The sequence below is a fragment of the Lysinibacillus sphaericus genome, from assembly GCF_015844675.1.
Lineage (GTDB): Bacteria > Bacillota > Bacilli > Bacillales_A > Planococcaceae > Lysinibacillus > Lysinibacillus sphaericus_E.
In genome coordinates this window covers 1-24,808 of record NZ_LDGC01000005.1, presented here as the reverse complement: position 1 = coordinate 24,808, position 24,808 = coordinate 1, and the positions used below count along the sequence as shown (strand labels likewise).

26 protein-coding genes and 1 pseudogene are annotated in these 24,808 nt (G+C 34.6%); 16 read left to right on the top strand and 11 right to left on the bottom strand.

Features of this window, described 5'->3' with window-relative positions; genetic code table 11:
- The first annotated feature begins 57 nt into the window (after positions 1 to 57).
- Complete coding sequence (locus ABE34_RS01730) at positions 58 to 1,086, top strand: AbrB family transcriptional regulator (RefSeq protein WP_197139996.1); 1,029 nt, start codon at positions 58 to 60, stop codon at positions 1,084 to 1,086.
- 347 nt (positions 1,087 to 1,433) lie between these two features.
- Positions 1,434 to 1,906, top strand: a pseudogene (locus ABE34_RS25755) (YjdJ family protein).
- 302 nt (positions 1,907 to 2,208) lie between these two features.
- Here ABE34_RS25755 and ABE34_RS01715 read toward each other — a convergent pair.
- Both ABE34_RS01715 and ABE34_RS01710 read right to left on the bottom strand, forming a co-directional pair.
- Positions 2,209 to 2,568 (bottom strand): hypothetical protein, encoded by a 360-nt coding sequence (locus ABE34_RS01715; protein ID WP_197229823.1) that lies wholly within the window; start codon positions 2,566 to 2,568, stop codon positions 2,209 to 2,211.
- Between the two features lie 166 nt (positions 2,569 to 2,734).
- Positions 2,735 to 3,001: a hypothetical protein gene (locus ABE34_RS01710; protein WP_197139993.1), complete on the bottom strand. Its 267-nt coding sequence runs from the start codon at positions 2,999 to 3,001 to the stop codon at positions 2,735 to 2,737.
- A 280-nt stretch (positions 3,002 to 3,281) separates the two neighbouring features.
- On the opposite strand from ABE34_RS01710, the gene ABE34_RS01705 reads away from it, so the two are divergent.
- From ABE34_RS01705 to ABE34_RS01690, 5 genes are all read left to right on the top strand, one after another.
- Positions 3,282 to 3,422, top strand: a complete 141-nt coding sequence (locus ABE34_RS01705; RefSeq protein WP_197139992.1) for an RAxF-45 family protein — start codon at positions 3,282 to 3,284, stop codon at positions 3,420 to 3,422.
- A gap of 104 nt (positions 3,423 to 3,526) precedes the next feature.
- On the top strand, positions 3,527 to 5,329 hold the full coding sequence (abc-f, locus tag ABE34_RS01700) for a ribosomal protection-like ABC-F family protein (protein ID WP_197139991.1): 1,803 nt from the start codon (positions 3,527 to 3,529) through the stop codon (positions 5,327 to 5,329).
- Complete coding sequence (locus ABE34_RS01695; protein ID WP_197139989.1) at positions 5,322 to 6,113, top strand: GNAT family N-acetyltransferase; 792 nt, start codon at positions 5,322 to 5,324, stop codon at positions 6,111 to 6,113. Before abc-f ends, ABE34_RS01695 begins: the two co-directional genes overlap by 8 nt.
- A gap of 18 nt (positions 6,114 to 6,131) precedes the next feature.
- Complete coding sequence (locus tag ABE34_RS25345) at positions 6,132 to 6,263, top strand: hypothetical protein (RefSeq protein ID WP_276569470.1); 132 nt, start codon at positions 6,132 to 6,134, stop codon at positions 6,261 to 6,263.
- A 180-nt stretch (positions 6,264 to 6,443) separates the two neighbouring features.
- A complete protein-coding gene (locus ABE34_RS01690) occupies positions 6,444 to 7,178 on the top strand; it encodes a hypothetical protein (RefSeq protein WP_197139987.1) in 735 nt (244 codons plus the stop codon).
- Positions 7,179 to 7,689: 511 nt separating this feature from the next.
- Here the strand turns inward: ABE34_RS01690 and ABE34_RS01685 are convergent.
- Positions 7,690 to 8,763 (bottom strand): beta-propeller fold lactonase family protein, encoded by a 1,074-nt coding sequence (locus ABE34_RS01685; protein ID WP_346655501.1) that lies wholly within the window; start codon positions 8,761 to 8,763, stop codon positions 7,690 to 7,692.
- Between the two features lie 362 nt (positions 8,764 to 9,125).
- Here ABE34_RS01685 and ABE34_RS01680 point away from each other — a divergent pair, with 362 nt between their 5' ends.
- The gene (locus ABE34_RS01680; RefSeq protein WP_197139984.1) at positions 9,126 to 9,656 is read left to right on the top strand and encodes a hypothetical protein; all 531 of its coding nucleotides are present in this window, start codon (positions 9,126 to 9,128) and stop codon (positions 9,654 to 9,656) included.
- 15 nt (positions 9,657 to 9,671) lie between these two features.
- Positions 9,672 to 11,237: a flotillin family protein gene (locus ABE34_RS01675; RefSeq protein WP_197139983.1), complete on the top strand. Its 1,566-nt coding sequence runs from the start codon at positions 9,672 to 9,674 to the stop codon at positions 11,235 to 11,237.
- A gap of 52 nt (positions 11,238 to 11,289) precedes the next feature.
- Here ABE34_RS01675 and ABE34_RS01670 read toward each other — a convergent pair whose 3' ends face one another.
- The 3 genes from ABE34_RS01670 to ABE34_RS24895 form a co-directional block, all read right to left on the bottom strand.
- Positions 11,290 to 11,841, bottom strand: a complete 552-nt coding sequence (locus tag ABE34_RS01670) for a GNAT family N-acetyltransferase (protein ID WP_197139982.1) — start codon at positions 11,839 to 11,841, stop codon at positions 11,290 to 11,292.
- Positions 11,842 to 11,858: 17 nt separating this feature from the next.
- Positions 11,859 to 12,095 (bottom strand): chemotaxis protein, encoded by a 237-nt coding sequence (locus ABE34_RS24900; protein ID WP_346655507.1) that lies wholly within the window; start codon positions 12,093 to 12,095, stop codon positions 11,859 to 11,861.
- Positions 12,096 to 12,187: 92 nt separating this feature from the next.
- Complete coding sequence (locus ABE34_RS24895) at positions 12,188 to 12,397, bottom strand: hypothetical protein (protein ID WP_241747059.1); 210 nt, start codon at positions 12,395 to 12,397, stop codon at positions 12,188 to 12,190.
- A gap of 660 nt (positions 12,398 to 13,057) precedes the next feature.
- Between ABE34_RS24895 and ABE34_RS01660 the strand changes: the two genes are divergently transcribed.
- The 4 genes from ABE34_RS01660 (at position 13,058) to ABE34_RS01645 (ending at position 17,794) form a co-directional block, all read left to right on the top strand.
- A complete protein-coding gene (locus tag ABE34_RS01660; RefSeq protein WP_197139981.1) occupies positions 13,058 to 14,512 on the top strand; it encodes a metallophosphoesterase family protein in 1,455 nt (484 codons plus the stop codon).
- Positions 14,509 to 14,916, top strand: a complete 408-nt coding sequence (locus tag ABE34_RS24890; RefSeq protein ID WP_241747058.1) for an ABC-three component system middle component 6 — start codon at positions 14,509 to 14,511, stop codon at positions 14,914 to 14,916. The genes ABE34_RS01660 and ABE34_RS24890 overlap by 4 nt, the downstream gene beginning before the upstream one ends.
- Before the next feature lie 2 nt (positions 14,917 to 14,918).
- Positions 14,919 to 16,679, top strand: a complete 1,761-nt coding sequence (locus ABE34_RS01650; RefSeq protein WP_197139980.1) for a DUF2326 domain-containing protein — start codon at positions 14,919 to 14,921, stop codon at positions 16,677 to 16,679.
- Positions 16,680 to 17,164: 485 nt separating this feature from the next.
- On the top strand, positions 17,165 to 17,794 hold the full coding sequence (locus ABE34_RS01645; RefSeq protein ID WP_197139979.1) for an NPCBM/NEW2 domain-containing protein: 630 nt from the start codon (positions 17,165 to 17,167) through the stop codon (positions 17,792 to 17,794).
- Between the two features lie 435 nt (positions 17,795 to 18,229).
- On the opposite strand, the gene ABE34_RS01640 is transcribed toward ABE34_RS01645, so the two are convergent.
- From ABE34_RS01640 to ABE34_RS01630, 3 genes are all read right to left on the bottom strand, one after another.
- Positions 18,230 to 18,739 carry a DUF3231 family protein gene (locus ABE34_RS01640; protein ID WP_197139977.1) on the bottom strand — a complete coding sequence of 170 codons (510 nt, stop codon included), beginning with the start codon at positions 18,737 to 18,739 and terminating at the stop codon, positions 18,230 to 18,232.
- A gap of 1,037 nt (positions 18,740 to 19,776) precedes the next feature.
- Entirely contained in the window at positions 19,777 to 20,106 is a 330-nt protein-coding gene (locus ABE34_RS24885; RefSeq protein ID WP_346655500.1) for a DUF4183 domain-containing protein, read from the bottom strand.
- A gap of 41 nt (positions 20,107 to 20,147) precedes the next feature.
- Positions 20,148 to 20,558 (bottom strand): DUF4183 domain-containing protein, encoded by a 411-nt coding sequence (locus ABE34_RS01630; protein ID WP_197139975.1) that lies wholly within the window; start codon positions 20,556 to 20,558, stop codon positions 20,148 to 20,150.
- Between the two features lie 279 nt (positions 20,559 to 20,837).
- On the opposite strand from ABE34_RS01630, the gene ABE34_RS01625 reads away from it, so the two are divergent.
- Positions 20,838 to 21,227, top strand: coding sequence for an NUDIX hydrolase (locus ABE34_RS01625; protein WP_197139973.1), 390 nt, complete (start codon positions 20,838 to 20,840; stop codon positions 21,225 to 21,227).
- Between the two features lie 482 nt (positions 21,228 to 21,709).
- Positions 21,710 to 21,967: a hypothetical protein gene (locus ABE34_RS01620; RefSeq protein ID WP_197139971.1), complete on the top strand. Its 258-nt coding sequence runs from the start codon at positions 21,710 to 21,712 to the stop codon at positions 21,965 to 21,967.
- 148 nt (positions 21,968 to 22,115) lie between these two features.
- Here the strand turns inward: ABE34_RS01620 and ABE34_RS01615 are convergent, their stop codons facing one another.
- Positions 22,116 to 22,661 carry a BclA C-terminal domain-containing protein gene (locus ABE34_RS01615; RefSeq protein WP_197139969.1) on the bottom strand — a complete coding sequence of 182 codons (546 nt, stop codon included), beginning with the start codon at positions 22,659 to 22,661 and terminating at the stop codon, positions 22,116 to 22,118.
- A gap of 356 nt (positions 22,662 to 23,017) precedes the next feature.
- Between ABE34_RS01615 and ABE34_RS01610 the strand changes: the two genes are divergently transcribed.
- Complete coding sequence (locus ABE34_RS01610; protein ID WP_197139967.1) at positions 23,018 to 23,284, top strand: hypothetical protein; 267 nt, start codon at positions 23,018 to 23,020, stop codon at positions 23,282 to 23,284.
- 315 nt (positions 23,285 to 23,599) lie between these two features.
- Here ABE34_RS01610 and ABE34_RS01605 read toward each other — a convergent pair.
- A protein-coding gene (locus tag ABE34_RS01605; RefSeq protein WP_197139965.1) for an IS3 family transposase occupies positions 23,600 to 24,729 on the bottom strand; the annotation gives its coding sequence in 2 pieces (ribosomal slippage) (positions 23,600 to 24,483 and positions 24,483 to 24,729; 1,131 coding nt in all).
- Positions 24,730 to 24,808: the final 79 nt, after the last annotated feature.

Genomic DNA, 24,808 nt, shown 5'->3' with positions numbered 1-24,808 from the left:
GAAAAATAGGCAAGTTCACGGCATAATAGAATGATACAGTCACGAGGGGTTGCTTCTATGTTTATTTTTGACAAGCACATGTTTATTACATTATGTATTGGCTTAACAGGTGCGATGTTATTTAATTTATTACATATTCCAATGCCGTGGTTACTTGGAGCTATAGCAGCGGTGCTTATTGTTCAGTTATCAACGAAAGTACAATTGAAATGGCATAAATATTTTCGTAATTTTGGTTTAATTGTTGCGGGCTATTCCATTGGTTTTGCGTTTACGCCAGAAGCGGTGCAGGATATTAAACAATTTATAGGAAGTATGATTGTTTTAAACGTATTATTTATTGTATTGTTTTTTTGTGTTAGTTATTTAGTTGCAAAACGTGCGGATTTAGATTTTGCGACCGCGTTGACTTGCTGTGTACCTGGTGGCATGTCCCAAGTTGTTGCCTTTGCCGAGGAGCAAGGGGACATGGATATGGTCGTGATTACGTTCTTCCAAATATTAAGGGTTCTATTAATCGTCGGCTTTGTGCCATTATTGGTGTCAGGCTCTGGAGGAACTGGTGTAGTTACTAACGGAGCTTATATATGGAGCTTAATTGGATTACTTGCTGTGTGTGGAGTAGCGGGTTGGTTGGCACAAAAAGTAAAAATACCAACAGGCTATATGCTTGGCCCAGTATTTTTATTGATGGGCATAAATATAGCAGGGATTGACGTACCGAAATTGCCATTGTCACTACTTCATATTGCACAGCTAATGCTTGGCATTTACATCGGTCTTTTATTGAGAAAAGAGGACTTACATTTATCAAAGAAGCATGTATTTTACGCATTTGTATCGGCAGGTATCTTTATTGGTGCAGCTTATAGTTTAACATTTGTTATGAAGAGCTTTTACAGCCTAGATTTTCGAACAGGCTTTTTAAGTATCGTACCAGGCGGACTTGATCAAATGGGGATAATCGCGGCTTCCGTGCATGCAAATGTCACGATCGTCACCGCATTTCAGTTGTTCCGAGTGCTGGTCGTATCCGTTTTCCTCGTACCGTTTGTGAAAATGTTTGTGAAAAAAGTGAAAACGTAGAGTACTGTTGGATATTACCAGTTTATTGTATGGGAAATTTGTAAAATGTAAACACGGTCATGTATATAAGTTGATCTTCGTTCCGGCTGGGCGACTCCTTGGGATCAGCGATAGGGGAACGAAGGCTAAGAGCATCACATCCTGTGATAACGCCTTCGTGACCAACATCTTGTTGGCCCAAGCGGCTCATCGGACGCCCCCAGGAAAGCGCCCGGCTGGAACGGAAATCAACCACACGTTATGATATCGATTCTAGTATTATAAAGGTTTGTTGGTTTTGGAAACTAAAAACTTATTCTAACGTCTTTACTTCAAAGGGTGAAGGGAGAAAAACATTGTTTAAGTATATGATACATCTAGTTATTGGTTTCGTGACTTTAATAATGTCAACAGCTATTTCTTGGTATGAGGGAAGTGAAATCATAGACGATTCACTGGAATGGAAGTATTCAACACCATTTTCTCAGTTATTTAATATTGAGATTAACAATGGTCGGGATATTAGCCGCTTGATTACTTTGCCTATGCGGCTAAATTTCAACCATTTTTCCCGACTATTATGATCGTAAGTGTTATTTATATTTTTGCAGTTCTTATTTTTTCCATTTACCAACTAAATCGTCAATTAGCCATTATCTTGTCGGGAATAATAAGTTGTGTAGGTATTGTTAGTAGTGGTATATTTCTTAACTCTACAACCAGTGGAGGGAATATATTCTTTTGGATTACAGCTTTCGGTGCATTAATTTTTATATGTATTACAATAAGTTTATGGTACAAGAAAAGAATACAATGTTTGCGTGCGAGCTCTAGTACTTAAACCTTTGTACTAGAGCTCGCACTTTTTCAATCTTGTAGCTATCATTTTAATATTGAACCCAATGAGGATATGGTCATGTTAAAAGCACTTTGTGTAGTAATGAGATATAGCTGTACCGATAGCCTTAAAAGATATACCGTTTTAGGGGTATGACGAAAAAAAGATTGCCCATTAGATATTACCTAATGAGCAATCTTTCGAGCCTCAAAGCCCTTACCATCTCTCTAGCACTATGTTTTTGTGTGTTTGCGCTACTCGCTAATTCTTGCATAGTAGCTGTAATAATCGCTATTCATCAAAACTCATTTAGAAATTTTTTGTTTTACACATCGTTTTATTATAAAACTTACTAAAACACTTCCAAAAAGTATTAGTAATGGTTTGGATTGAATAAATAAAAAGCCTTTAATAAAAGTAAGCGGCCCTCCACTGGGGTCATCTGTTGCCATAAGGCCAATAAAGAATGAAAGTGGAGCAACAACTACATTAATTGCTAAAGCGATACCGATGAAGAAAAATGAGAAACTTTTCTTTCCAACCGATATGATAATTACTACCACAATTAAAAATGCCAATACTAATAAGAAAAGTTCTGATATATCTAAACACCTCTTGCCGTTAAAATATGTATATCTGAATAAATAATTCAAAGTATTTTTCATTAAATATCATTATGTTAAAAAAGTTACTACTATAAGGCAATGTTTTATAACAGTATGAATATTATCCTGGCATAGCTTCCGCGTTTTTTGCTGGTAATATGTTTCGTATGCTTGCGCTACTCGCTAAATCTTGCATAGTAGCAGTGAAATCGCTTTTATTTCAAACTCATTTATAAATGGTTTGATTGACACCTGTCATTATAAAAGTTACTACAACACATATAAAAAGTATTAGTAATGGAATGGATTGAATAAATAAAAAGCCTAGAATAAAATCAAGTAATCCTGCTCTGGGGTCATCTGTTGCCATAACGCCAAAAGCGAATGAAATTGGAGCAATAAATGCATTAATTGCTAAACCGATGAAGAGAACTAAATAACCCTTTTTTCTAACCGGTTTGATACATCCTAATACAATGAAAAAAGATGCCAATACTCCTCCTGAGAGAAAATAAATAATAACTAAACACCTCTTTCCTTTAATTATTTAATTCAAAGTATTTTTCATTATATATTATTTATCTATTATTTTGTAAAAAAATTACTATCTTTTTTTGTTTTCATTGTTATAAAAATGATAATAATTTCATCCTTATTAAATGTTGATTCTTTATCTAAAAACACAATATTATCTTAACCTCTGAAAAAAACTTTCCAATTTATCAGAATTATGGTATTATAAAGTTAACTATTATGAACGGAGGTGAAAAGGAATGAATAAAAACGCTACGAAGACATGTGTAAACGTGGATACAGCTATGTATTTTGCACGTGTGATTACTTTCGATTTTGCGAACAACGGGATAGGTCTGTCCATTTTTAAGCAAAATCAAATATCAAACGTAGCGAATTAACCATTCTTTTTCACAAACTAATGAGGAAAAGACTGCTTGTTAATCGAGCAGTCTTTTTTTGTGTCTAGAGATGTTTTTCGCACGTTTCTTTGGAGGAGAAAACGATGCAAATTAAAGCTGAACAAATACAAAAAATTATTGGTGGAAATGTTTTATTTGAAGGACTTCAATTAGAAGTTAATACTGGGGAGCATGTTGCCATTGTTGGCGTGAATGGCAGTGGAAAAACGACTTTATTACAGTTACTAGCTGGTTTGGATACACCTGATAAGGGTCGAATCATAAAAAGCAAGGAAGCAACAGTTGGGTATTTATATCAAATTCCACATTATCCTACGTACTCAGTAAGAGCAGTACTGGAGGAGTCATTTGCGGAAATATACGCATTGAAGGCACACATGACAAAATTGGAGCAAGAGATGCTGTCAGCGGTAACAGATAAGGTACTCCAGCAATATGGTCATGTGCAGGAACAGTTTATGCTGCAGGGGGGCTATGAAATGGATGCCCAATTAGCCATGATTGCAAATGGCCTAGGTATTACACCATTACTTGAGCAGCCTTTTAGTAGCTTAAGCGGTGGGGAGAAAACAAAGGTGATGCTTGGACAAATCCTGTTAAGTAATCCTGCTATTTTGCTATTAGATGAACCGACTAACCATTTAGATATGCAGGCAATTGAATGGCTAGAAAATTATGTCCGTAACTTTGTTGGAATGGTTATTGTAGTATCACATGATCGTCAATTTATGAATCAGATGGCTCACAAAATAATAGAGATTGAGGATGGAGAGGCATTTACGTATATCGGTAATTACGATGCATTTATGGCGCAAAAAGAAGCAAAGGTTGAACAGCAGTTTGCTGAATACGAAGAACAACAAAAGAAAATTAAAAAGATGAAGGAAACAATAAAGCGTTTAAAGCAATGGGCAAATGAAGCGAATCCGCCAAATGCAGGGCTGCATCGACGCGCCAAAAGTATGGAAAAAGCACTAGCCCGTATAGAGCGTGTGAAGAAGCCTACTACGAAAAAGAAAATGAATTTAGCTTTAACAATGGCTGAGCGTAGTGGTAAAGAGGTTGTACAAATGAAGGGCATTAGCCATGCGTTTGAAAAACCATTATTTAAGGAAAGTGACTTAGCGGTTTACTTCGAAGAACGACTGGCGATTGTGGGTAGCAATGGCAGTGGAAAATCAACGTTATTAAAAATGATGCTAGGTGAAGTAGAACCCAATGAAGGTGTTTGCCATGTTGGCAGTAGTGTGAAAATTGGCTACTTATCGCAACAGTTTGAGCATAAAAATCCTGCCATTCGTTTAATAGATGCCTTCCGTGAGAGCGTCTCTGTGTCAGAGGCTGAAGCACGTCACATTCTTGCTCAGTTTTTATTTTATGGTTATGACGTCTTTAAAAAGGTGAAGGATTTAAGTGGCGGAGAAAAAATGCGCTTACGTCTAGCGCAGTTAATGCATGAGGATATTAATTTATTGATACTGGATGAGCCGACTAACCATTTAGATATTGAAGCAAGAGAGGTATTGGAGGATACACTGGAATCCTTTGAAGGGACTATTATTGGTGTTTCGCATGACCGCTACTTTTTACAAAAGATTTTTACAAAAGTTGCATGGATTGAGCATGAAACGATTCAAGTGTTTGAAGGGGATTATGAATGGGCAAGACAAAAACGCCGCTTAGAAATAGTAAAAGAACCAGTTATAAAAGAAGCTCCTGAAAAGAACTACGCGACTAAAAAAGAGATACCTATTGAAGAACAAATTGAAAAGCTCGAAATGAAATTAAAGGAGCCGACACTTGCTAAGGAGCAACGTCAAAAGCTTGAACAGCAGTTAGAGGATTTATATGAAAGATGGATTGAGGGAGGAACAGAGCATGCATAAAATTGAACATATCATGCAGTTAGATATTGATTATATTAAAAGTTTTAGTGAGATAGAAACATGTAATGAAGGAGTATTATTTTATAATAAGGAAATGCCAACCTATTACGACGCCAATCATGCACACATTTGGAAGAAGATAACCGAACCAGATATGTTTTTAAAGGAAATCAAAAATTTCTATCAGTCGAAATCTCTTATCCCTAGATTGTATTTATACAACGTGGAGGAAAATCAGTCATGTATAGAGGCATTAGAGAATCATGGCTTTCAATATGAAAGTTTTACAGATGATGTACAGTGTTGGAATGGTGAATACACGCAAATACCACCAAATCCAGCCATACAGATTGAACGTGTAACAGATGCCAATATGGAGGAAGCATTAGCCGTAGAAATGAGTATTTCTACATTTGGGGAGCCTGCATTAATCAGGCAAGCTTTTGAGAAAACCTATCATTCTCCGCATTTTACGTATTATTTATTAAGAGTGGATGGCAAAGCTTGCTGTACTGCCAATATTTTCATCTCAGGGAATCAAGGAAGAATTGAGAGTGTAGCGACGATTGAAAGTTACCGAGGACGAGGATTGATTGGATATATTTTACAACACATTCAGCAAGAGTCGGTAAAACAGGGGTTAGCATATCTCTGGATCTTGCCAATCAATGAGCAGGTTGCAAAGGTCTATGACAAGGCAAATTTCAAATCAATAGGTAAAATAAACTCGATTCATGCCTTTACTGAAGGAAAAAGCATTCATCAAATACGACAAGATGCTTAATTAGGATGAAAAATAAAAATGCTAGAATCTATCTTGGGAGATCAATTAGGAATGTCTATTTGTGGTGCAAGGCAAGAGCCACTTTTAGTTGTGCTTATTTTAGTCGTAGAATATGTTTCATACCGTGTAAGAATAGCTTGTAAAGGATAAAGTGGTAAAATCGCCCGTTTAATAAATATTGCAATCCTGAATAGTAACGACTACTCGGAATTTTCTAATAATTGTTCAAAAGAAGGATTTTTAATCTTTAAAAGTTTTTTACTTGAAAAAATAGCGTATTCGATTTATTGTCTTTAGAGATACTTGTTTAATGGACTTGGAGGATATGGAATGCACGGAATTTATATACGCTATAATGTCTCAGAAGAAACCTCAGCAGCACAATGGCCCAAAAAAATGGATGCATTTGCGTATGTTCAACGAGGAAAGCCACAACAAGAAAATGACAACTTGCTGTCGATGGAAGAGCTTAAAAGCCACGCCATTCGCTATATTAAAAGCTTAAAAGACAATGCAAGTGATCATTTAGTAGAGCAACGCAACGGTGAAATTGAGCACTTTGATCGACGCTATATAGAATCCTTAAAGCTAAAGGAAAGCATCGATTCACAGCTTATTAATCTAGAAGAAATTCGTTTACTTTTACAGTTAATGAATGTATTAAATTTATCACATGGTTTTGGAGAAAATGCTGGGAAGCTACTACGTCAAATTACCCCATATGCAAAAGAGGTAGAGCATCCAACATTCCAAACAACTCGTGTTGAGCGACATTTTTATTCAGAATTAATAGAACAAATTGAAGCTGTATATGCACGAATTATGCGTCAACACAACCCATCAACGACTGAAATGCAGCAATCAGAAAAACTATGGACAACAGTTTGTGAGCAAGCTATAGAAAAGGTTGAATCACGAATTGAACGCTTGTCTTCTATTAAATTAAAGCATGAGAAAAATTTGCTAGAGTTTAATCAAATAAAACAGCAAAATATCGAGGCAAAGGAACGCCTAGATATTGCTGTCAATGATCTCGATGCTATTTTAAATGTATTAGAATCTTAAAGGCTTTGTTAATGTCTATATAATGTGTTTTGAGTGGGGTTAGCTATGAGCTAGCCCCACTTTTAGCCCCAGTTTCAAAAGTGAGGTCAAATATGTCGGATTGACTCGGAAGAAATACCTATATTTTTAGAAGGCAGTAACAGCAAGGAACTGATAATCGCTAGGTGAAACAAGTAGTATGGTCACGACTTTTATGTCAAACATTTCAAGGTCGATAAACTTTATAACACATCGAAAAGACATACTTCAATTGCGCAAATGGCAATAGAAAGTATGTCTGCTTTTAAGCAGATGAACTAGGGATGCTAGTTTTAACTTCTTTCAGCAAGTGTCTTAGGTAGCGTAAGCAACAAATGTCTTTTGTACCGATAGTTAAGCTACAGGTAAAGAAGTCTACCATCGCTATAAGTGGTGAGATGAATGTGGATTTAAGTCATTTTTTCAGCGGGTGTTCAAACACCCGCTGAAAGAAGTTAAAGTCGATTCCGGATTCAATTATGCCGATTTAACTCTAGAGCTCCGAAACTAGGCAGATTGTCCCTGTATCTATGCCGGTTGGACCATTAAACCCTGGAATTGTATCGATTACTGTATTTGTTTCAATATCTATGACAGATACAGTATTGTCAAGTTGATTTGTGACATAAGCAAGTGTACCATCCGGCAAGATAGTTACTTGGTCAGGAGATACTCCTACAGGGATTGTAGCAATTACCAAATTTGTTGATGTATCTATGACAGATACAGTATTATTACCTTTATTTACAATGTAAACAAATGCTCCATCAGGTGTAACTGCTGTTCCAACAGGTCCTGTTCCAACAGGAATTATATCAACTACCGTATTTGTTGCAGTACTAATGACAGATACTGTGTTACTATTTTCATTTGTAAGGTAAGCAAATTGTCCGTTCGGTGTAATAACGATTGATCTTGGGCGAATACCAATTCCCACAGTAATAGTAGCAACTACAGTGTTTGTAGCTGTATTAATAACGGATACTGAACTTGAGTTTTCGTTTGCAACGTAAGCAAACGCACTATCTGGAGTAAAAGCTATACCTTGAGGTTGGAGCCCTACTGGAATAGTAGCAATTACGGTATTTGTAGCTGTACTAATGACAGATACTGAGTTAGCTCCAGCTCCATGATTTGATACATAAACAAGTGTTCCATCTGGTGAAACCGCTACACCGAGAGGTTGAAAACCTACTGGAATGGTAGCGACTACAGCGTTTGTTGCAGTATTAAAAACCGTAACATTATTAGAGAAGAGAGCTGGGACATAACCAAATGCTCCATTTGGTGTAATCGCTATTTCAAGTGGAGCCGTTCCTACTGGAATGTCAGCGACTATCGTATTTGTCGCTGTATCAATTACTGAAACTCTATTATCAGGAGTAGCTAACTGACCGGCGTCTGTAACGTACACTAAAAAATGACAAGCTGGAGGGGGTGGTGGTTCAGGTATAAATGGTGGCTTACAACGACAAGGACAACAAAAACCACAACAACGACAATGACAACTTGGATTTGATCTAAACTTGAATCTGAACGTTTTATTATTTTTATGTTCGTTTTTCACGATACACACCCTTTCTATCATATATTTACACTATATGCAAACAGATTTATGTTGCTTGTGTGTTTTACTTACAAATTTTTCTGTGTCGAATGGTTGGTCATATGAGTTGCAGAGCATTCTTCGAAGGGTTCTTTAACCACATTAAATGTACTAGAATATTAGAAAAGCATGTCTGCCGAATGGAGCTTCTAAATAAAGCCCAATCAGTGACATGCTTTTTATTTTTGTAAAGAGCATTAATACTATAAGAGATTACCTGTTTCTTAATTTATCATTCAAAATTAAGAAAATATTAAAAATTACGAAACCTTTCACGAGCTGCATCCGTATAGTAGGTAATACAATGAAAAGGGGTGAACAACTTGACGCTATTTGGCTATTCACTCGAGCAGATCTTTTTAGTGGTATTAATTTTCGGGGGTCTTGCAACTCTTTTAATACTGTTTTTTGGTGATGCTGTCGAGGGCATTGGAGAGGGGCTACCGATTTTTAATCCAAGTGTCATTCTATCTTTCATTACGTTGATGTCAGCAACAGGGTTTATTTTAGAAAAATTAGCCTTCTTCCCTAGCGTTTGGAACATTGTTGCTGCTTGTATCATCGGAGCTATTTTAAGTGCACTATTTTATTTATTCGTTCTTGTTCCGCTACGATCAGCCGATGTTTCTTTAGCTTATACGGAAGAATCGCTTGGTGGCCAGTTAGGAAAGGTCATTGTCCCAATTCCGACAGACGGTTTTGGAGAAGTAGTTATTGAAACGACTAGCGGTATGATTTCGAAGCGAGCAACAGGTTTTGACAATGAGGCTATCGATTACGATACGACAGTACTTGTTGTAGAAGTAAAGGAAGGAACACTTTTTGTGAGATCTTATGATAAGAAATTTTTATAAAGGAGTGATATGTATATGTCAATGGAGATTTTAATTGTATTAGGGATTGTAGCCTTTGTTTTAATCGCACTAGTTGCACTGTATGTGACAAAGTATCGTACAGCGGGTCCTGATGAAGCACTAATTGTGACAGGTAGCTATCTTGGCTCAAAAAATGTACATAAAGATGAGTCAGGAAATCGTATAAAAATTATTCGTGGTGGCGGTACATTTGTATTCCCAATTTTCCAGCAAGCACAGCCGTTAAGCTTATTATCTAGTAAACTTGATGTGACTACACCTGAAGTGTATACGGAACAAGGCGTACCGGTTATGGCAGATGGAACAGCAATCATTAAAATTGGTGGTTCTATTTCTGAAATTGCTACGGCTGCAGAACAATTTTTAGGGAAGCAAAAGGATGAGCGTGAAAATGAGGCACGTGAAGTGTTAGAAGGCCATTTACGTTCAATCTTAGGTTCAATGACGGTTGAGGAAATATATAAAAACCGTGATAAATTCTCTCAGGAAGTACAGCGTGTTGCGTCTCAGGACTTGGCGAAGATGGGTCTGATTATCGTTTCGTTTACGATTAAAGATGTTCGTGATAAAAATGGCTACTTAGACTCGCTTGGTAAGCCACGTATTGCACAGGTTAAACGTGATGCGGATATTGCTACTGCAGATGCTGAAAAGGAAACACGTATTAAGCGTGCTGAAGCATCGAAAGAAGCACAAAAGGCAGAGCTTGAACGTGCGACTGAAATTGCAGAAGCGGAAAAAGAAAATCAATTAAAAGTAGCAGAATTCCGTCGTGAGCAAGATATCGCTAAAGCACGTGCTGACCAAGCATATGAACTTGAAACGGCTCGTGCAAAACAGGAAGTAACAGAACAAGAAATGCAAATTCGCATTATTGAACGTCAAAAGCAAATTGAATTAGAGGAAAAAGAGATTTTACGTCGTGAGAAGCAATATGATTCAGAAGTTAAGAAAAAGGCTGACGCTGATCGTTATGCTGTCGAACAAAATGCAGTTGCGGCTAAAATGCGTGAACTAGCACAGGCAGATGCGGAGAAATACCGTATTGAATCATTAGCACAAGCCGAAGCTGAGAAAATTCGTTTGGATGGTCTTGCAAAAGCGGATGCTGAGCGTGCAAAAGGGGAAACAGATGCGGATATTATTCGTCTTCGTGGTCTAGCAGAAGCCGAGGCAAAACGTAAAATTGCGGAAGCCTTCGAATACTATGGTCAAGCAGCTGTTCTTGATATGATTGTACGTATGATGCCAGAATATGCGAAAGAGCTTGCGAGTCCACTTGGCAATATTGATAAGATTACTGTTGTTGATACTGGCGGTGGGGAAGGAAGCGGCGGTGCCAATAAAGTAACTGCCTACGCAACTAATTTAATGTCAACATTACAAGAATCGTTGAAGGAAACTTCAGGGATTGACGTTAAAGAACTAATTGAAAGCTACGCAGGGAAGCACACATTACGTCCTGAATTAGAGCAAATAGCAGTAAGCTTAGGAAAGCAAGCTCAAACTACAGATCACGAAACGCAAGAAGAAGTTAAAGAAACAGTTGAACAAAAATAAAATGTTAGCCGCCTGATATTTGTAATATCGGGCGGCTATTTTTGAGAGGCTATTATTTTTCTTTCATTTGTTTCCATTCACCAGCGAGCATACCGTAAGCAACATGGTCGACATAATGATCATAAAGCCATTCTGCCTCTCGAATCGTTCCCTCTTTTGTAAAACCTAGGCGCTCAGGGATGGCACGGCTTTTTGTGTTGCCTACAGCAGCACGGATTTCGACCTTATTGAGCTGTAAATCCTCAAAAGCATATTGTAATAATGCCAGTACGGTCTGCGACATAATACCATGCCCTTGAGCTCCTTCACTGAGCCAATAGCCAATAGCAGCGATTTTATTGCTATGATTTATCGTGTTGAAGCCAGCGACGCCAACAATTTCACTTCGAAAAATGATAACAAGAGAGAGGCTGCTTTTTGCTTCATGTCCTTTAATACAGCCCTCTATATATGCTGTTGTATCGGCAATTTCTTTTGTGAAATCTAACCATGGCAACCATTCACGTAAATATGCTCGTGATGCATCTGTTAAGGCAAAAACAGCTTTAGCATCTTCTAATTCGATAGTACGTAAAGATAGTTCTGGATTAATAGTAATTTGCAATGTTATTCCCCCCTTCATTATTTTAAAGCATCGTGCATAAAGCCCTTCATTTCACGACTAAGAACTGTTAACTCCTCGATAATTTCACTGAAATCTTGAACGAGTTGAGCCTGTTCGTTTGTAGCGTCATTGATTTGCCCCATATTTTTCTTCAGGTTATCAAGGTTTCTATTTATATTTCTTAGGGATGCTTCAATGTTTTCAGTCGCGCTTGATGTTTCGGAAGATAGCTTTCTAACTTCCTGCGCTACGATGTTAAAGCCAGCGCCATGCTGACTCCAGTACGAGCCGCCTCAATAGAAGCATTTAAGCCGAGTAAATTGGTTTGGCGAGAAATGCTTTTTATTTAATCTGTGACTTCATTTGTTTTCTCTGAATCCTCAAGGGCGTGCTGTGCTTGTATGTTAATTTCCTCACTTGCTGCTGCCAATTCCTCTGAATGTGAGGCGATCGTATGTACTTTGTCCTGTAGGCTGTTAACGATGCTATCCATTGTTCCCATATAATCCTCGAGTTTAAGATCATTGTCGATTGGCAGCCCGAAAGAAGTAACCAAAGAATCTCTTTTTATCATATAATTCCTGGGATTCATTAGCAATTTAAATAAAGTAATCATGATTTTCAAAAGCGATTTTAAATTGATAATACCGTTAGATAGCGTTACCTGAGTAGAATGATGACTCTATTTACTACAACAATTATATCAATCTAATGTTGCGGTAATTTAATGGTGGTATAGGTATCACATATGCTGCATTAGTAATCTTTGTAGCCTCATCTATACCAAGTCCTACTGACCTTAAACGTAGTATCGTGTTCTTTAGTATTTAAAGAGCGTGATATTATGTTATATTTTACTTTGAATACTTGTTATTTATAGTTCAAATACAAAGTCTATAAAGTATTCTATGTGGGGTGTGAAATTGAAAGTACAGAAGATAATTGTAGATAATAAAGATCCACTTTATTTATTACTAAATGAAAAATATGAGATAATTGAACCAGTAATGAGGTTTATTAAGTACCTGGATAATACCGGTAAATAAACGTTCTGAAGAAATATTAATAAGAACGTTAAAAGATAGAATAGAAGACCTCAGAGAAGAAAAAAGAATATTGAAAAAACAATTGTAAAAATTATATGGTGAGCTATACCAAAGTTCATAATGCAATTCTGCTTATCAATTTGAGAATATGATTAAAGGGAGAGAGAAATTTGAATTTACGTTTTTTACACTTAACTGATATACACTTCCATCATAGCAACTATAATACAGTGAAAATGAGAGATGAGTTAATCAAATATATTGATGAACTAAAAAAAGAAAAAGATTTTGATTTTTTATTGGTAACTGGTGATATAGCCAATAAGGGTGGCTCTTATAATGATCTGGTGAAAACATTTCTACATAGTATTGTGGAGACAATGAATATTACAAAAGCAGATGTGCATCTTATACCCGGGAACCATGATATTACAAGAGGTGAAATGAGAACCATGCTTATCGACAGTATTTTAAGAGATCCCTCACCATCAGAAAAGCTTGACAGCATTGGAGCAGAAACATATCAAACATTAATAAATGCACAATCAAATTTTTTCGCTTTCTATAATGAATTTTTTGGGGAAGAATATCCAAAAGAAAAATTGCACTTTGTCAAAAGCTCCAATAACTATAATGTATTTTCAATTAATACATGTCTGATTTCGGATAAACAAGGGGAAGAAGGGCATTTATTAATAGGAAAAAGAAGGTTCTATGATTCTATACGAGAATTGTCTTCTAATAAAGATCAAAGTAAATTGAACATTGCAATTGGCCATCATACATTAGGATGTATTGAACCTAGTGAGAGAAGAACCATGCAATCAAATTTTGATGATGCTGAAATTGATTTATATATATCGGGTCATGTTCATGATCCATCTCATAATATAACTTTAAACACTAGTGATAACCCATTTGTTGAATTGGTTAGTGGAGCAATATTTTCTGATTCATATGCAGTACCTGGCTTCGTAGTAGTGGATATTAATTTGGAGGATGGTAATGCTGAGGCCTGTTATCACATTTGGAATACCTCAGATGACTATTGGTCAGTTAATAATCAAGTGAGCAGAAGAACTAGAGCTGGGAAATTGGATTTTAAATTAGAAAGACTTTCAAAAAAAAAAGAGTCTGAAATAAAAGAGAGCTATTTGCAGGATGATAGCGATGATATTGATGAAAATGAATTCAAACAATTTATAATTGATTTTCATGAAAAATTACATTTTGAAGGTCCAACTCGAAGCAGTCTAGACAACAAAATTGAATTAGAGAAAAAATTCTATAATATGAAGTGTAGTCCTACGTTTAAAAAACGATTTGATAGATTTTCTCAGTGTTTCGGAACGATTTATAGCATTATGGATACCACATCATATGTTAGTTCGGATAAGAAAGATCTTATAGCTGACATTATCATTGATAAATATTTAGAAATTCATAATCACTATAACAATGGAGATGAGATTTTCACCCGAATCGTTGATCAAATAATATTAGATAATGGAAATTCATTACCGTATTCTAAATTAATGACACAGAAGTATGTAAAGATACTTACTGCATGGAGTATATTTGACTGCGATATTTTTAATGAAGACAAAAGGTGTGTAGAGCAATGAATAGTTTACATTATAGAGACTCCAGTGAGATTCTTAAGTTTTCTATTGCGAATTTCATAAAAAAAAATCGCACCCTTTCTTTGGGAAAGGAATGTATTTCTTTGGATAAATATAGGGAATCAAAAAAGATTGAGGTGAGTAAAACCACAATGAATTACTTTCTACTAACAAAGTACCGTTCTGTTGAAGAAAATGTTTTGTTTACGGCAAAGGTTCTATATGAGCTTTTAGAAACAAAAAATAAACATGTAGATCAGTTATTTCTTGAGTTTTCTAATAAACAAGGAATTACAATCAATATGAATGTTGAGAGAATCTTATATTTAGCTTTAACTTTTTTATTCTCATTAGGAAAGATAACAATTAATGAGAACATGATTGAAAAATTAGAGAATGGAGATTAGCCATGATTTTAGATAGCTTATATATATTCACTCCGAATGATGGTCAAATTTTAAAAGAGTATCCATTTAATAAAAAGGGTGTAAATATAATTTTAGGTGAAAAAAAAGAAGCTAACAATGAGACTAATGGTGTTGGTAAATCAACTATGGTTGATTGTTTATCATTTTTACTTGGAAAAGCAATTCCAAATTACTATCAAAATAATGGGGATTTATTAGAGAAGAATATCTATATTGCTTTAAAGGTAAGTCTTAAGGACGCCACACATTTTCTAGCGAGATCGTTTAATGATCCTCAAAATGGATTCTTGTTAGAAAACTCTGAAATGCTTTCGATGAATGTTTCTGAATGGAAAAAGGTAAATCTTACGTCCTACAAGAATTACGTTGAAAATTTAATATTGACAGAAAAAAGAGAGAACATTACCTTTGCTGGTTTAAGGGAATATATCATAAGGGATGAAAAAACTGGTTTTAATGATATTTTGTTACCTAATAGGAATGGGTTGAAGCAATATATATTATTAAATTACTTGTTTACTCTACCTTATCAAACAGAATCTGAGATAAAAAAATTACGAGATATCATTGAAAAGATGAATAATGAAATTAAAATCATTGAATCAATGAGTGTAAACATAACAGATTTAAAGGTAAGAGAAGAAGAAGTTATTAGTAAGATAGATGAACTTGACAAAGCGATAAAACAAGCTAAAACAGTTACTCATTTTCAAAATAGCACTGAAAATTATACTGTAGTAAAAAAAGAACTTAACGATATTCAAAATAAAATTTTTGAATATGAACATATTAAGAATCAGTATCAAAAAAACATTGAGAACCTAAAAGAAAAAGTAGATGAAATAAAACAACTTGAAGACGTTGAACAATTTTATAACGATTTAGTAGGTTTTTTCCCTAATGATGTAAGGGAAAATTACAAAAAAGTAAAAGAATTTTATGATTTTATGGTTGATAGCAGAGGAAATTATTTTAATGATAAAATAATCACTTTAGATAGCAAGCTTAAAAAGTTTTATAGAGAAAAAGAGGTTTTAGAGAAAGAATTAGAAGAAACTTCAAAAATATTTAAAAGCGAGAAATATATTGAAGATATATCACTAGTAATGGATAAAAAAAGAAATAAAGAAGTTGAACTTGCTGAAATTAGGGTTAGGATAAATGATTATAATAAAAAGAATGAAATAGTTGAAAATATAAATGAAATTCAACATAAGGTCTTGAGAATTAATTCATTACAATATGATGAATTTCAGTCCTTTAATGAAACAAAAAAGAAACTCCAAACTTTATTTAACGTGCTGGTTGATGTTACATATAAACAACATGGCTTCCTTGATTTTGAATACGATAATCGAATTAGCTACAGCAAGAATTCTACCACTGGAAGAGTGAAAATAAGTTGTTCAATCCCTGATGAGAGATCTCATGGTCGTTTGCATATGAAAATTAACATGTTTGACTTAACGTGGTTTTTGCACAGAGTATTAAATAATTCTGATATAAACTTTTTAATCCATGATGGCTCTTATTCAAATCCTGACCCGTATGTAAAAGGAGTACTATTAAAGTATTTAGATAATAAGTTGAAAGAAAATTCAATAGGACAGTATTTTGTAACTTTGAATAAAACAGAATTATTAGCAGTTGATTTGGAATTTTTTGAAAATAAGGGTATGGTAGTAGCAAAATTAGACAGATTAAACGATGATAAGAACAGGCTCTTTGGGTTTAGATTCTAAAGTATACATTAAACTTCTGTAATATCGAATTCTTCCATAAGTTCTTTTATTGTTATATCCAATGATTGAACTTGTCCAAGTAGATTATCTCTCATACAGACGAATTCTGCTTGACTTAATTGGGTGGTAATTATCTTTTTTCTAGTATTTAATCTTTTTATATATTCAGCTATTTTGCCTTTTCTGTTTCAGCCATGTTATTCTCCATTATAGGTATATGTCTGTATACGTTTTTAGTTTTAAATCCTTGGATATATTCCAAGGATTTATTATTTTATGAACACTCTACTTTAACTATATGTTCTCAAAGTAAAGGTGTGGTTTTTATAATGTTTTTTAACGTTACCTATTGATATCTACCAAACAATTGATGAAGCAGCAAAAGTAGCTGAAATCTATTTAAGTGAAAAAAGGGGAAAATAACATAATTACATCTACTAGTTTTAGAGCAGAGATGTATGATCTAACTAGAGGTTGAAGGACATTTGAAAAGTAATACCCAACAAGTATTTCCATTCAAAATCGAAAGGGGATTTGTTATGGAAAACAAAAAGAAGCACGTTTTTAATTCAAAAGGTTTTCGATTTAATGTATTAAGTTTAGCTGTGGTGTTAATGGTTACTATTTGTACAGTTTTTGTAAGTGGTAATACAACTACTTTAGCTGCACCTGTATCTGTGTATTTAAGTGATGAGTTAACGCCAACTTCAGTTACAGGAGATATAGAGCAAATAACATCTAATTATTTTTCGTATAATAAAGACAAATCGTTTTATAAAACACAGTTATCTATTAATGGTGTGAAATATGACAAAGGGATTGGCTCGGATGCAAATAGTACAATTAAGTATAATTTGAATGGACAGTATACTAAATTTACAGTAGATGTAGGGATAGATGATCAAGTAGCGTCGGGTCATGGTTCTGTGAATTTTGTAATAATTGCTGATGGTAAAATTATATATATAAGTCCGGTTAAAAAATCTCATGAACCAGCCGAACATGTCGAAGTAGATATTGCGGGGAAAAGTACACTTGAGTTAGTTGCGTTTAATGCTAATGATAATATTGACAATGATCATGCCAACTGGGCAAATGCAAAATTGTTTAAATAAAAAAATCGACTACATTAATAAAATTTTGAGGTCTTGGGTAAGATTGAGCATCCATTATCCGAAAAAGACACCTAGAATGTATGAACCCAAAAGTTAGACTTTAGACTGGGACATATGAAAAGTCGAATAATTTCTATATTAACAAAACACGATAAATAGAAAACCGAACTATTCCGAAACATTTCATAAGTGTTTCATTGAATAGTTCGGTATTTTTGTTGGCTGAAAAAACACCTTTGTCCCAGCCTCTTTGGGGGTTTTCAATGTAAGAAAATTTATGAATATAGCATTTGAATTATGTATCAAAAGGATTCCTTTGTTGGCGTCTTTAAATAATTTATTTACAAATTAGAAAGTTGTTTTGAAAAAGACTACTTCAAAACAAAAAAGCCCCAGTGTAATACTGGGGAAACGGTTTGTCAGGTAAATCATTTTTTACTTTTCTGGATAATCTACATGTAATGGTGGTGGCACTAACCAACCTTTAGTTTTATTAAGACGTAGTAGTTTAGCGCCGAGTTGGGCTTTTGCAGTATGGAATTGACCATACATTAGTCCAATATCTTCTCTAGTTGACATACCCATAACTTGGCTACATGTAACTAGTCCAGCAGCAATGTCACCTGTTATAGCAGCGCTAATTTCTGGATCATTAAATTTTGCACCAGGAGGAATATCCTCGATTCGTGCAACAGGTCTTTCTGGTGGTGCAGGTGGCAGAGCAACGCCGTTAGTTTTTAATATTTTTTCTAACTGTTTTGCTTCTTCTCTACAAGTGTCGATGATATCTTCTATAATTTTTCTTAAATCTTCATCACCAGAATGGTTGTAAAATGTTTGATACCCAGCTATTAAGCCATAATTCACTGTAAGGTGTGTCCAGATACTAAATACTTCACCGTAGTGTAATGGTTCGTCTTTAGGGTTTCCACTAAGTATTCCCATACTTGCACTTCCTCTCTTTTTTGAACATTTTTAAACATGGATAGTATGGGTATAAAAAGAAAAATAATTCGTTTTTTAAGAAATAAAAAAGGGTCACTTAGAGTGTGACCAACTATAAATCAATAAAAGATTTATGTTTTGAGATGAAAAAGAAGTATTTGTACATATTACATTTATAAATGCAAAAAAACTGCGGCACTCGCCAACGCCACAGTCTTTAGTTAGTGTGAGACATCTAAGACATTCTTAGAATGTACAGATTTAAGGGAATTTATTCATTAAAAAAAGCTACAGCGTGTGTTTATGCCAATATGACGAAAAGCCGTGACGGTCAACCAACGCCACAGCCTTTATAAGTGCGTGCGATACACCAATTTTAATGTATGCAAATTAAGGTTACCTATACATAAAAAAAGCCGTATCATCACCTAAAGCTCGGAAAAATGTTTGGAAGGCTAATTATGTAATAGTGGGATAGCGTTGTGCATAACAACTTGGGGCGATGCCATGCAACAGGTTGCTATCCCAGAATCAATATATGTAATTTAAGTTGAAAACATTACAACTATAAAAATGTGTGTAAATGAAGAGAAAAGCCGTTTCCTTAAGAAGAAATGGCAAAATGCAATTTAAAGAATTGGAAAAATGCAAAACATTTGAGGGATATAAATAGATCACTTCCAATTAAGAAAGTGATCTAAATAATTTATCCTTAAGGAGCATTAGGAGTAAATAGGTCCCTAGGGAGTTACAGGTCCTCAAGGAATAACAGGTTACTTTTATTTTATGTATTAATTAAAGATCCTGTTAGGCGTTGTACTTTATATAAAAACAAAGTGAATGATATCTCAGTACTTCTACCTTAGGTGGGATACTGACATTAAAAAGGTCAGATAGGTTAAAAGTATAAACTACGTAAATCGAAGGCTTGATAGGTAAATAAAAATAAAGGGTCACTTGAAATAAAAGTGACCCTTGTACAAAAGGTAGAAGAAAGGCTAGACATTTTCAATTTGCGATTAGTTAGAAATTAATCATTAAGTTTGTGTAACTAATTCTACAGCTTCTACTACTAATGGGGTTCCGGCTGAGATTGTGCCAGTAACACCGTTAAAAGTTAACTCTGTTGCAGAAATTGTATACGATCCACCTTCTTGTAATACACCGTTGATATAGAAATTATAGTAGCCGTGTGTTACTACTGGAAAAGCAGTCGCAGCAGTTCCACTATCATTTAGAAAGGCAGTTGCAGGGATTGTAGTACCATCAGCAACTGTTAAATCAGCTGCTAACACATCAAAAAATCTTGTGGAAGTACCATTAACGTTTACATGAATATTAATAATTGAAAGTGCTATTTTTTTCACCTCCTTTCAAGGGAAAAAGAATAATTTAGCAGATTCTCATATCATTTTTGTTGGAAACCCAATGATTCAATAAAGATTGGGGTTCCGGCAAAAATAGTTGCATTAAATGAGTTAAGGATTAACGAATCTGGGGTTACTTTATAAGCACCGCCCTCTTGCATCACAGCATTGATGTAAAGATTGACATATCCGTTGGGATTAAAAAGTTTGAATTCTGTTACTGGATCGCCATTATCATCTGTAAATAAATTAGCAGGAAGGGTTGTTCCGTTTGTTAAATCAATATCTTCTGTAACAATATAGAAATATCTATTTATCGTTGGAATAATTGTTCCGCCAGGAATAACGACTGGAGGAGGTTGAATAGAACATATGTCAACAGCTTTTATACGGGGCCAAAGAACTCGGTTATTTTCACAACAACTGTCACAAATCAATTTTTGTGGGTCCATTTTTTTGTCACCTCCATTCCGTAATATGTTAGTAACCCCGTAAGTTATAGGCGCTTATTACTTATTAATTAAGAAAACTGTTCATTCACTAATATTCTATGAATTAATGTTGGAAGGTGATTGGTAATATGTCTATTAAGAGAAAAAAATAATATTTTTTAATGAAGTTTAAATAGCTGATGTGAAATTAGATTTTAATACCATTTTTATCTTGTTCTCTTTATCAAATAAAGACAAATTAAGTATTGAGTATAGAACGTAAGGAAGGGGGTTACAAGAATGAGAGATAGAAGTTCAGTAGTGATAATAGAAAATAAAATGGTTGCACTTATTCGAAGGGAAAGAGACGGTATGGTTTATTATGTTTTCCCTGGTGGTCGAATCGAGGATAACGAAAAACCAGAAGATGCAGCAAGAAGAGAAGCACTAGAAGAGTTAGGTGTAAAGGTCAAGGATTGTATCGCAGAAGTTAAATTTAATGGCAATCAATATTTTTTCTTATCGGAAATAATTGAAGGAAAATTTGGAACTGGTCAAGGTGAGGAGTACACAGACAATAACAAAGATAGAGGAACTTATTTACCAATATGGGTAGAGGTCGAAAAAATGTTGTCGATTGATGTTAAGCCGAAAGAAGTTGCTTTAAAGATTCAGTCCTTATTCAAGTAGAAAACTACCGGATGCGGTGTAATATTACTGAACAATCTGAGAAAATTATTATGTAAAGATGGGATAGCTTAATGCAATAACAACTTGGGGCGATGCCATGCAACAGGTTGCTATCCCGAAACTAATGTATGTAATGGGATTTTAAAATATTTATAACACTATAAAAATGTCAGAAAAGGACGAAAAAAAGAGCCATCTCCTTAAAAAGAAATGACTAAATAGTAATTATGGTGTGATCGCAATTGTGGGATTGCTAAGCGTATTTGCTTAACACTACTATTTATATGATTCGATAACTAAGTTTGTATAGTTAATTGACCTATAAAATAAAAAAAGGATCACTGCTGGTCCTTCAGCGATCCTTCGAGGAGGGAAGCAATATTCCTCTTTTATACTCTTCTAGATATGATATATGTAGTTTACATTTTGCACAAAGTGAACTGTCCATAGGAAAGAAAATGCATAGAAAAGAATGATTCTTTATGCAACAAACAAGTGATTATATAAATGGATTGATCGAAGAATTATCTGACGTTAGTTGGGGAATTTCTGCAATTGTAGACTATAAAGAAGTTAAAGAGGATGATGATGTTTACGCTGAATTAACTGATGGTTCTACATTTAAAAAACACGATGATTATTATATACAACAAACTCAACATGGTGATGATTGGTTTTCGGGAACAATTATTTATCCAATAAATGAAAATAAAGCTTTGCAAATTAATTACAGTTGTTAACACTTTTTAGAAAGATATTGTTCAGTAAAGGAAGCGTGCATAAATATGAAAAGAAAAAAGGAGTAATTCCTGTGCAAAAGGTTAATCACTCCTAACTACGAAATCTATTTTTTTTTGAAGTTTTGAATCAAAGAGAGTCTTTATATCTCTAGACAATTGGACTTAACATTTTAAGGATAATAGAAGCATTTACGTTAGTTTGTGTGCCTCCTGCCGAAGTTTGAAGGATTACTGCTGCAGCGGAGGAATGATTTCTAAGTGTAAGTATACCGCCAGACGGTATAGCAATTATTGCCTGACCATTGTTTTGTTGAGTACCAGCCCCTGAACCATAGACTGTTTCTGGAATCGGTACACCATTTAAAAATAATGTGAATTGGTTAGGTTCAACACCTGATACGCTGAAAGTAACCTCGTAGATTCCTGGTCTAGTAACAAAAATTTGAGAGGTTCCTGGAGCATGCGTAATTCCCGGAGTAACTATACCTGTTGAATCAAAAATAATATCTGCTTCTACAGCTACAGTTTCAGGACCTAGATTATATATATATCCATATTCGCAAAGACCACTACATGCTGTTGGTGTTATAGGGGGAATAGCGCCAGTAATTCCACAGAGATCAACGGCTGTGAATGGTCCTATTTGGCTTCCACATAAGCAGGAACGTTTATTACAGTTACTACAGTTATCCATTTTTTCACCTCCATTAGTAGTATTTTATTCGAATGAAATATGGAGTAAAGGGCAATAGGCTAACAATAGACTAAATTTAATCGTTCATTATTGAAGGTTAAGTTACTGCACATTTTGAGATTATTTTTCTGAGGAAGTGAGTCAAAAATGAACAAAGAAACAAGATGAAAATAAAAGAGATTCAAAGTACAATACTGCTTATTAAAAATTGCTAAATAAGTTAAACACCTTTACAATAGTGCTAATTAAATCCAATTTATGAGACGGTTTTCTGTCTTAAGATGTTTATCAATATCTCATGTGACAAAGACCGCACCATAATGATGACTTTAAGATAGAGAGGAAGAGTCAACCAAATGCTAAAAAACATAAATAATCAAGGTGAGATATTGGATACTGAAAATATTTTAGGGAAATATAGGGATAATATAGAATTAATTCAACAAAAATTAAAACAACTTGAGATAGTCACTACTAAATTGCAAAGTGAAGGATTGGTTGAAATAGAAAAGTTGGCTAATGAATTAAATATGTTGCAGAAGCTCTCAACGAGTATAGAATTTAAAGCTAAGTGTCTTATTTGTAATAACGGTGAAACAATCGAGACATCAGCATCTGAATAAAATATAGTTCAAGTCATATCCAATAGGTGTGGCTTTTTATTATGCATAAAGCAAAACAATCATTATGTATTTTTTTATTTAACGTGTGACAACACTCATTTCAAGTGTCGTCATCTTCTTAATTTTTTATTAGAAGAAGAGAATTTTTACTAAAAGCAAAAGAATTATTAGCTGGTTAAAGGAAGGTTTTATTACCAACTTTAAATTCATTTTTATCACCACCTTTTTATTTAATTATTCTGTGTGATGAGGGTAAATTTTATTCCAAATATGAAAATTGTGAAGGTGGTATGTCAACACTAAACTGGACAAAAATTATAAGGGCTGTTGCTTGAATTCTACTGGTGTTAAATAGCCTAGTGTTCCGTGAATTCGAATGTTATTGAACCAATGAACATAATCATCAAGTTCAAGGGCGAGCTGTTCAAGAGAAGAGAAATGAGCTCCGTTAGCGAATTCTGTTTTAAATACCTTAAACATCGCTTCGGCCACAGCGTTGTCATAAGGGCAACCTTTCATGCTTAGTGACCGTTGGATACCGAATGTTTCAAGACTCTCTGAAATTAGTTTATTATCAAACTCTTTTCCTCGGTCAGTATGAAACATTTTGACATCATTCAAATTGGCATGTATGCTCGCAATCGCTTGATACACAAGTTCTGCAGTTTTATTCGCGCCAGCACTATGACCAATAATCTCACGATTAAAAAGGTCGACAAATAAGCATACATAGTGCCACTTTTTTCCGACACGAACGTATGTTAAATCGCTGACGATGACAGCCAATGGCTCTTCTTGCTCAAACTGACGCTGTAATTCATTTTTTACTGACGCTTCATTACATGTTGATTTATGCGGCTTATACTGTGCTACTGTATAGTTTGATACGAGTCCAAGATCTTTCATTAAACGACCAATTCGACGACGTGATACGTGTTTTGGCTCTGGTAATTTACTCAGTTCTTTCTTGATTTTACGCGTACCATAATTATTACGGCTTTCTTTGAAAATACGGGCAATCTCTTTGGAAATCTCTTTATCTTCAGTTTTTAGCGTACGTTTACTACACAAATCGGCATGATAGTAATACGTACTTTTTGGAATATTGAGGACGTCACACATTGCTGATACCGAATATTTGTGAGCATTATTTCGAATCACATCTATTTTCGTCCCATGATCAGCGCCGCCTGCTTTAAAATATCATTTTCCATCATTAATCTTTGGTTTTCCTTGCGTAATCGAGCCAGTTCATTTTCTTCTTCTGATCGATTATCTTTGGCATCAAAAGAACCTGTTTCTTTATGATTTTTTATCCAACGATCTAACGCAGAAGGTGTAATATCATATTCTCTAGTAATGTCTGCACGAGATTTACCATTTTCATAAAGTTTCACTAATTGCAGTTTAAATTCGGGTGTAAAAGTTCGACGTTGACGTGTCATAGCAGCACGCTCCCTTGTTTTATTAGTCTAAGTTTACAACCCCTTATTTTATCTGTCCAACTTAGTGTAGCCTATCCAA